The sequence below is a fragment of the Halanaerobacter jeridensis genome (assembly GCF_016908315.1).
Classification (GTDB): Bacteria; Bacillota; Halanaerobiia; order Halobacteroidales; family Halobacteroidaceae; genus Halanaerobacter; species Halanaerobacter jeridensis.
This window is the reverse complement of record NZ_JAFBDQ010000035.1, coordinates 1-7,462: the sequence shown is the minus strand read 5'-3', so window position 1 is coordinate 7,462 and position 7,462 is coordinate 1. Positions and strand designations below refer to the sequence as shown.

General features: G+C 28.7%; 6 protein-coding genes and 1 pseudogene. 5 read left to right on the top strand and 2 right to left on the bottom strand.

Features of this window, described 5'->3' with window-relative positions; translation table 11 throughout:
* Positions 1-161: 161 nt before the first annotated feature.
* From JOC47_RS15100 to JOC47_RS15090, 4 genes are all read left to right on the top strand, one after another.
* Positions 162-1,397 (top strand): toll/interleukin-1 receptor domain-containing protein, encoded by a 1,236-nt coding sequence (locus JOC47_RS15100; RefSeq protein WP_204703251.1) that lies wholly within the window; start codon positions 162-164, stop codon positions 1,395-1,397.
* A gap of 215 nt (positions 1,398-1,612) precedes the next feature.
* The gene (locus JOC47_RS15830) at positions 1,613-1,735 is read left to right on the top strand and encodes a hypothetical protein (protein ID WP_275579441.1); all 123 of its coding nucleotides are present in this window, start codon (positions 1,613-1,615) and stop codon (positions 1,733-1,735) included.
* Positions 1,736-2,314: 579 nt separating this feature from the next.
* Positions 2,315-2,998, top strand: coding sequence for a hypothetical protein (locus JOC47_RS15095; RefSeq protein ID WP_204703250.1), 684 nt, complete (start codon positions 2,315-2,317; stop codon positions 2,996-2,998).
* The gene (locus JOC47_RS15090; RefSeq protein WP_204703249.1) at positions 2,999-5,416 is read left to right on the top strand and encodes a hypothetical protein; all 2,418 of its coding nucleotides are present in this window, start codon (positions 2,999-3,001) and stop codon (positions 5,414-5,416) included.
* A gap of 245 nt (positions 5,417-5,661) precedes the next feature.
* On the opposite strand, the gene JOC47_RS15085 is transcribed toward JOC47_RS15090, so the two are convergent.
* Together JOC47_RS15085 and JOC47_RS15080 are read right to left on the bottom strand one after the other, a co-directional pair.
* Complete coding sequence (locus tag JOC47_RS15085) at positions 5,662-6,258, bottom strand: Fic/DOC family protein (RefSeq protein ID WP_204703248.1); 597 nt, start codon at positions 6,256-6,258, stop codon at positions 5,662-5,664.
* Complete coding sequence (locus JOC47_RS15080; protein WP_204703247.1) at positions 6,255-6,446, bottom strand: antitoxin VbhA family protein; 192 nt, start codon at positions 6,444-6,446, stop codon at positions 6,255-6,257. Before JOC47_RS15080 ends, JOC47_RS15085 begins: the two co-directional genes overlap by 4 nt.
* Positions 6,447-7,093: 647 nt before the next feature.
* Here JOC47_RS15080 and JOC47_RS15075 point away from each other — a divergent pair.
* Positions 7,094-7,462 (top strand): annotated as a pseudogene (locus tag JOC47_RS15075) (Fic family protein); the annotation flags it as partial.

The following is a 7,462-nucleotide window of genomic DNA, read 5'->3' as shown; positions in this document are numbered from 1 at the left end:
TTGGACAAAGTTGTCGAAGCTAACTTATAAAATTAAGGTTGCATTAGATTAGGTTATAGGTGCATAAATGGACGTCGCGAAGCCTCGGGACGTTATACGAAACTTGATTTTATTCTATTTTTTTATTGAAGTGATATTAAAAAGTTGGAGGTTGAAGTACTATGAATGAAGAAATAGTAAATGCTTTTGTAAGTTATAGCTGGGATAGTAAAGAACATCAAAATTGGGTAATGAATTTAACTAATAAGTTAAGAAAAAAAGTTGGAGTAGATGCAACTTGCGATAAATTTGAAATACATAGTGAAACAACTGACTTATATTCAATGATGACTTCGGCAATTAAAGATAATGATTATGTAATAATTGTATTAACAGAAAATTATGCTCAAAAAGCTGATGATCTAAAAGGTGGAGTTGGATTCGAAACAATGCTAACTAAACCATTATTACAAGATAATTCAGAAAAATTAATTTTTATAACAAGACATGATGGGGATATGGACAAAGCTATCCCTTTTCATTTAAAACCTTTTTATGTTATTGATTTTTCTAATGATGAAGACTTCGACGAAAAATTTAAAGAATTATTACATAGGATTTATGAAATCCCTTTGTTTAAAAAGGCTTCCTTAGGTAAAAAACCAGATTTAGAGCCTAAAACAATAGAATTTAAAGAACCTCAAGAAAAAAATGATGAATTAATAGTGATTGATAATAAAGATGATGAAAGAGTTACTTGGTTATTACCTAGAGGTTTCTTAATTTTTGATGGTATAACATACAAAGATTGTAATTCTTGGAGTGTTACGGCACATTATTATAATTATCAAGGCAAATGGCAACATAGTACTCATTATCATGAAAGTTATAGATGGGATGATAGTATTGAAACACAATTTCGTAAGTTATGTATTCCAATTGCAGATTGGGAATTTGCAGAGAGTGCCTTGAAATTTCTTCAAGAATTAAGAGAAGTAGATTCTAAAATTGATATAAAAGATAAAGTAAAAAGAGTAAAAAATAGAGGTGAGTATGCAAATTATTATAGTCCTAAAGAACCAATATTTTTACCTGAACCCCCTGAAGAATATCTGGATTTGAAGAGGACGGGTGAATTAAGAGATATAGTTAAAAAGTTGCGTAAGAAAAGAAATAAATATGAGAGTTGTTTTTATGGATATACCAAAATTGATAATGAAGAATTAGAATATAAAGGAATTGAAAGGCTAAGGAGAAGAGGATATGTGATAGTAAATAATTATTTAGAAGAAAACAATACTGCAATAAAATTTTTAGAAGAAGTTATTGATAAATATGAAAGAGAAATGGATATGAAAGAGTTGCATGAATGGGTAGATGATTTTGTTAGAACTATAGTTGATATAATTCCGAAATAATATTTTAGTGACCAAATCAAGCATCGTATAACATAGGGTTAGCGACATCTAGGCTAAGAGGTTAGGTGAGGTTAGGAATTACATATGAAAGTTTTAGAGGATGGACAAGTTATAGGAGGATTGAGCTAGACGTCGCGAAGCTGCGGGACGTTATACGCAATTAGCACTTAAAGATCATGTGGGAAATAAATTTATTAGAAAAGGAGTGTTTTTATATGAATGAAGGTTGGTTTGTGACAGCAAATGATATAAAAAACTGGACTAATACAGATAAGCGTAGAGCTGAAGAAATGTTGCCTAAGATCGTAGAAAGATTAATTAGAGCTAGCTGTAATTAAATTAAACATTTAGATTTTCCATCAGGAGATAGTGTTACTGGTCGTAAAGGATGGGACGGAATTTTAGAAGTAGATGAAGCTAATGAATATGTACCAACAAATAAATCTGTTTGGGAATTTGGTACAAGTCAAAATGTTAAAGCAAAAGTTAATAGTGATTATAATAAAAGAACAGATGACCCAGGTAATATAGATACAAAAAAAACTACTATTATTTTTGTTACTTCAAGAACTTGGGATAAAAAGGATGATTGGTGTGATAAAAAAAATAAGGAGGGGATTTGGAAAGAAGTAAGAGGGATTAATGCTGATGATTTAGAAAGTTGGTTACATCAATGTCCTAGTGTACACAGATGGTTTGCTAGAATTATTGGTAATAAAGCAGAAAGTGTTTGGGATATAGAAAAGGCCTGGGAATCATGGAGTAATGGAACATCTATTATTTCTAAAACAGATTTAGTATTAAATGGGCGTGATGAAAAATTAGATTCATTTTCAAAATTGTTAAAAGGAAACGCAAAAACAATTCATATTAGATCAAATTCTGAAAAAGCATCTTATGCCTTTGCTTTAGCAGGATTGTTAGAAAATAAAGAATTTCTTTCTAGAGGAATTGTTATAAAAGATGAAAGTTCATGGGATTTCATGTTAGATACAGAAAACTCATTAATATTAATCCCCTATAAATTCAAACCTGAAAATTTAGGATATGCTAATCAAAATGGTCATTTTGTTTTAATTCCTGAAACTTTAAATGTTTCTTATACAATTGGTGATGTAGTAAAATTAGAAAAAATGGATAGGCATAATAGAATTGATGCTTTAAAATCAATGGGGTTAAATAAAAGGGAGGCAGAAAAAATATATAAAGATACACACGGATATTTAGCTCCTATCAGAAGACATCAAAAATTGAGAGCTAATCATATTGTTCCAGATTGGGTTAATCAATTTAAAACAGATATACTTATTACTACTTTAATAGTGACTGAATGGAATTCAGAAAATGAAAATGATAAAGAAATAATTTCTAAATTAGCTGATATTTCTTATAATGATTTTGAAACTGAATTATTAAAGTTAGCTTCTGTAAGTGATTCACCAGTACGTCAAGTAGGTAATATATGGCAAGTTATTTCTAAAATGGATTTTTGGGTATTAATTTCTCATAAAATCAACAAAAAAACTATTGAGAGTTTAGAATCTATAATTTTCGAGGTCTTAGGGGAAACAGATCCTTCATATGATTTATCAGCAGAATAAATGATTTCAACTAATAATAAAGGGGAACTTCCTAAATATTCTGATAAATTGAAATTAGGTATTGCTGACACTTTAAATATATTGGCTACATTTGGGAAAAAGGATTGTAAAATGTTAGATGGCATTTCTCTTAATAATAAAGTATCTTATTGGGTTAAAAAAATATTGAATAAAGATCTTTCTGCTAAGGGATGGTATTCAATTAGAAAGAATTTAACTTCTTTAGCTGAGGCTGCTCCAGAATCTTTTTTAGAAAGTATAGAAAAAAGTATTTATAAAGATGAGTATTGTATTAAAGAAATATTTAGTAAGGAAAATGGTTTTTTGGGAGGATGCCCACATGCAAATTTGCTTTGGGCTCTAGAAATGGTTTCATGGGATTTAGATTACTTAGCACAGGTAGTTAAAATTTTAGCTGAACTGTCACAAGTAGATCCTGGTGGTTCATATACTAATCGCCCTTTTAATTCTCTACAAAAAATATTTTTAGGATGGACTAATAATACTAATGCAAGTTATTCTGATTTAATAAAAATCATTGATGCCCATTTAATTAAATTTTATCCTGATGTAGCATGGAAACTTTTAATTTCTATTTTACCCAAAAAAATAGGCAAAGTTTCTTCTTCTATTCATAAACCAAATTATCGTAATTGGGCAGAAAGTATTGAAAAAACAGCAAATAAAGAAGATTATAATGAATATATAGAAAAAATTGTTGAAAGAATAATTGAATTAATGTTAGAAAGCCCTAAAGCAAGATTAATTGAGTTAGTTGGAGATATAAATGATATTCCTGATAAGTATTTAATTAAATGTATTAGAAGTATTCAATCAATTGAATTTGATAGATTTAGTAAAGAATTTCTTTTGAATTTTGTAAATGAACTTAGAAATATCATTTCTAGACATCGTGAATATGATGAGACTAAATGGTCTTTATCTAAAGAATATATTAATGAACTTGAAGAAGTTTTATCTGCTATTACCTTAGAAGATACTATATTAAAAAACAAATATCTTTTTGATGAATATTTTCCAAATCTTATTAATCCAGTTGATAAAGAAAAAGATTATAAAGAACATGAAGAAATAATTTATAAACATCGTTTAGAAGTATTAAATCAAATATATCAAGAAAGCGGAATTAAAGGAATAAAAAGATTAATAAAAGTATGCGGAGATTCTAAGTTAGTTGGAAGAACAATAGCATATTCTGATTTAAAATCTTGTTTTCAAGAAGAAATACTTAATTGGCTTGAAAAAGACAATAAATTATTAATTGTTGCTCAGTCTTTTATAACAACAGTTGCAAGGGATAATAGTGATTATGTTAAACCTATGATTGAAAAAATGGATTCTTGGAATAAAACCAAGAAGGTTAATTTGTTATTAGCTTTGCCTTTTAATAATTATATTTTCGAATTATTAAGTGAGTTAGATGAAGGAATTCAAAAAGAGTATTGGCAGAGTATTAATCACTATTATTTCGATTATAAAGAAGACCTTAAGAAAATTAATTGGTTAATAAAACAACTCTTTAAAAATGGAAGACCTTTAGCAGCAATTGATGCTACCAATCAAGCATTGAGAAGTTCAGATGATATAACTTCTTTAAATTGTAATTTGCTTAGTATGATTTTAAAAGAAGTTGCCAGTAATCCTGATAAAGATAATGGGATTTCTTTTTTCAAAGTAAAAGATACTATTTTAGATATAATTAAATATATTCAAAGGGCTGGTGAAATTAGTAAAGAAGAAATTGCTCAAATAGAATGGATTTATTTACAAATTTTTAATTTTAGATCTATACAGCCAAAATTTTTAGAAAATAGTATTAAAAATAATCCAGACTTTTTTGTGCAAATTGTAAGTTGGATTTATAAATCTGAAAATGGAGAAAAAGAAGATGAGACTTTAGATAAAAAGATTGTAGAAGATAGGGTAGATAGAGCGTGGAAACTTTTGCATCATATTTCAGTAATACCTGGAGAAAGGGAAGATGGTAGTATTGATTTTAATATTCTTAGAGAATGGGTTTTAGAAGCTAGAAAATTATTTGAAGAATGCGATAGAAAGGTCATAGGGGATATTAAAATTGGAGAACTCCTTTCTCATTGTTCAGTAGGTAATGATGGGATTTGGCCTCATGAAGCAGTAAGAAAAATTATTGAAAGAATTAGAAGTTTTGATTTAGAATCCGGATTTAAAATAGGTAAATATAATTCAAGAGGTGTAACAACACGTGCAGTTTTTGAAGGAGGTATTCAAGAATTTGAACTTGCTAAAGAATATAATAAACAAGCAGAGGAAATTAAATTTGAATATCCTAGGACATCAAGGGTTTTAAGACAGTTAGCAAGAGATTATGAAGATCAAGGAAGAAGAGAAGATATGAAGACAGAATTAATTGATTAAAGTTAAGGAAAAGAGTGCTAACTGCGTATAACATAGGGTTAGCGACATCTAGGTTAGGAGGATAGGTGAAGGTCGGGATTACATATGAAAGTTTTAGAGAATAGACAAGTTATAAGGAGGGCGAGCGAGACGTCGCGAACCCTAGGGACGTTATCCGAAATTCACTTTTATGTAAGGTTTTGTTGCTTTGATAATATAATTATAAGATAAAAAAAGATGGCACAGAAAAAATGCCATCCAATTTATTAAGAATCAATAGCTTTTTTTATACATTTAATAAGAGGCTTAGTATTGAACACTGATTTTATTGAAGCATCAAACAGTCTATCTTTATCTATTGAATTCCATTTTATTTCATAATCACATTTTAAAGCTAAGCATCTGATGAATTCTCGTATAGCCCGACCATTGCCATCTCTAAAAGGATGAAAAATGTTTAATTCCGCCATATAATGTGCAGTTCTCTTGGCAAATTGATTAACCGATGTGTTTAATAGATAATTTTCGTTTTTTAATTCTTCAAATAATTGAATTGCGCTAGGCACAATATATTGAGATTTAGCAAAATGAGTGTTGCCTTTAATTATATCTTCTTCCCTTATTTTACCAGCAAAATCATATAAGTCTTGGAAAATATAATAATGAATTTCTTTTAGATGCTGAAGGTCAAAATCTCCTTTTATAGGTTCGGCTTGTAATTCTAACAAACGTTGTGCTGAATAGAGAGAATCAGCTTCTTCTAGTAATTCTTTATCTTTAATCTCAAGTTTATTTATTAAAACATCTGTATTTGGATAACAGTATTTAGAGTCTTCAGGACCATATTTTGAAGAAGGAGTCATTGTTTTAACTGCTTACTTCTAATATATTGTGTGATGTGTTCTATTGCTTCTTTGCTAGTTATTTGTCCCTTTAAATATTTTTCACCATCTTTAATATTGAGCTTGTTTATATTTAAATTTTCAATAGCTAATGTTGCTTTGACATTTTTAATTGATTGTTCTATTTCTTTTTCAGTCATTGTCTTCATGGATATCAGTCCTTTCAATTTGGATATAATAATGGTTAAATCTATATCTATTATTATTATATTACTATTTCATCAATCAGTCAAAGGATCTTAGGCGAAATGAACTGAATGTTGGAGAGATAACAGATATTTCAGAGTTGATGCGGGAGATGAATCAAGTGAGTATTATCAGACTCCTAATGGTAGAAATGCAATTTCTCAATATTTTATGCTCTATACTATGTCTGATGATTTGGATAAATTAGTTGATTTTGATCGCAAGCATGCTTTTATTACAGCCCGAATTTCTACAAATAGTACTAATCAGATAAGTAATAATGATTTATTTAACTATTAAGAGTTATTAGAAAAAGATGAACTTCGGATAACATGGCATTGACGACATCAGTTGCGATAGATATGGCTGGGTTATAGCACTAACTTATGAAATTTAGAAGGATAAGCAAGATTATATAGCAGTAGCAACTGACGTCGCGAACCCTAGGGACGTTATATGACATACCTCTTTGAATATATTCATATTCAATAAACATATTCATTAAACCATTAAATGAATATGTTTATGGCAAAATGAATATGTTTATGATATAATAAACATGGTCATAATAAGATCAAATGAATATATTTATAGAGGAGTGAATATGTTTATGATGTCATTTAGAGATGAAAAATTAAAAAATGAAGAAGTTCCAATGGATATAGTAAGCTTAATTGGAAAGATAAATGAATATAAGGGGAAACAAAATTTATATTTAGATCAATCTCCACAAGTATTAGAAAAGCTAAAAGAAGTAGCAGTAGTTCAAAGTACTAAAGCTTCAAATAGTATAGAAGGAATAGTTATCACAGATAAGCGTTTGAAAGAGATCATGCATGATAACACAGTACCTAAAGATCGTTCTGAAGGTGAAATTGCAGGTTATAGAGATGTACTAAATACAATTCATACTTCATATGATGCTATTCCGATAAATCCCAATATAATTTTGCAGTTTCATAGAGATTTATATAAATTT

What these genes read in the sequence shown, in the direction of transcription:
- JOC47_RS15085 (WP_204703248.1), bottom strand. Translation starts at nt 6,258, where the DNA reads ATGACTCCTTCTTCAAAATATGGTCCTGAAGACTCTAAATACTGTTAT.
- JOC47_RS15100 (WP_204703251.1), top strand. Translation starts at nt 162, where the DNA reads ATGAATGAAGAAATAGTAAATGCTTTTGTAAGTTATAGCTGGGATAGT.
- JOC47_RS15830 (WP_275579441.1), top strand. Translation starts at nt 1,613, where the DNA reads ATGAATGAAGGTTGGTTTGTGACAGCAAATGATATAAAAAACTGGACT.
- JOC47_RS15080 (WP_204703247.1), bottom strand. Translation starts at nt 6,446, where the DNA reads ATGAAGACAATGACTGAAAAAGAAATAGAACAATCAATTAAAAATGTC.
- JOC47_RS15090 (WP_204703249.1), top strand. Translation starts at nt 2,999, where the DNA reads ATGATTTCAACTAATAATAAAGGGGAACTTCCTAAATATTCTGATAAA.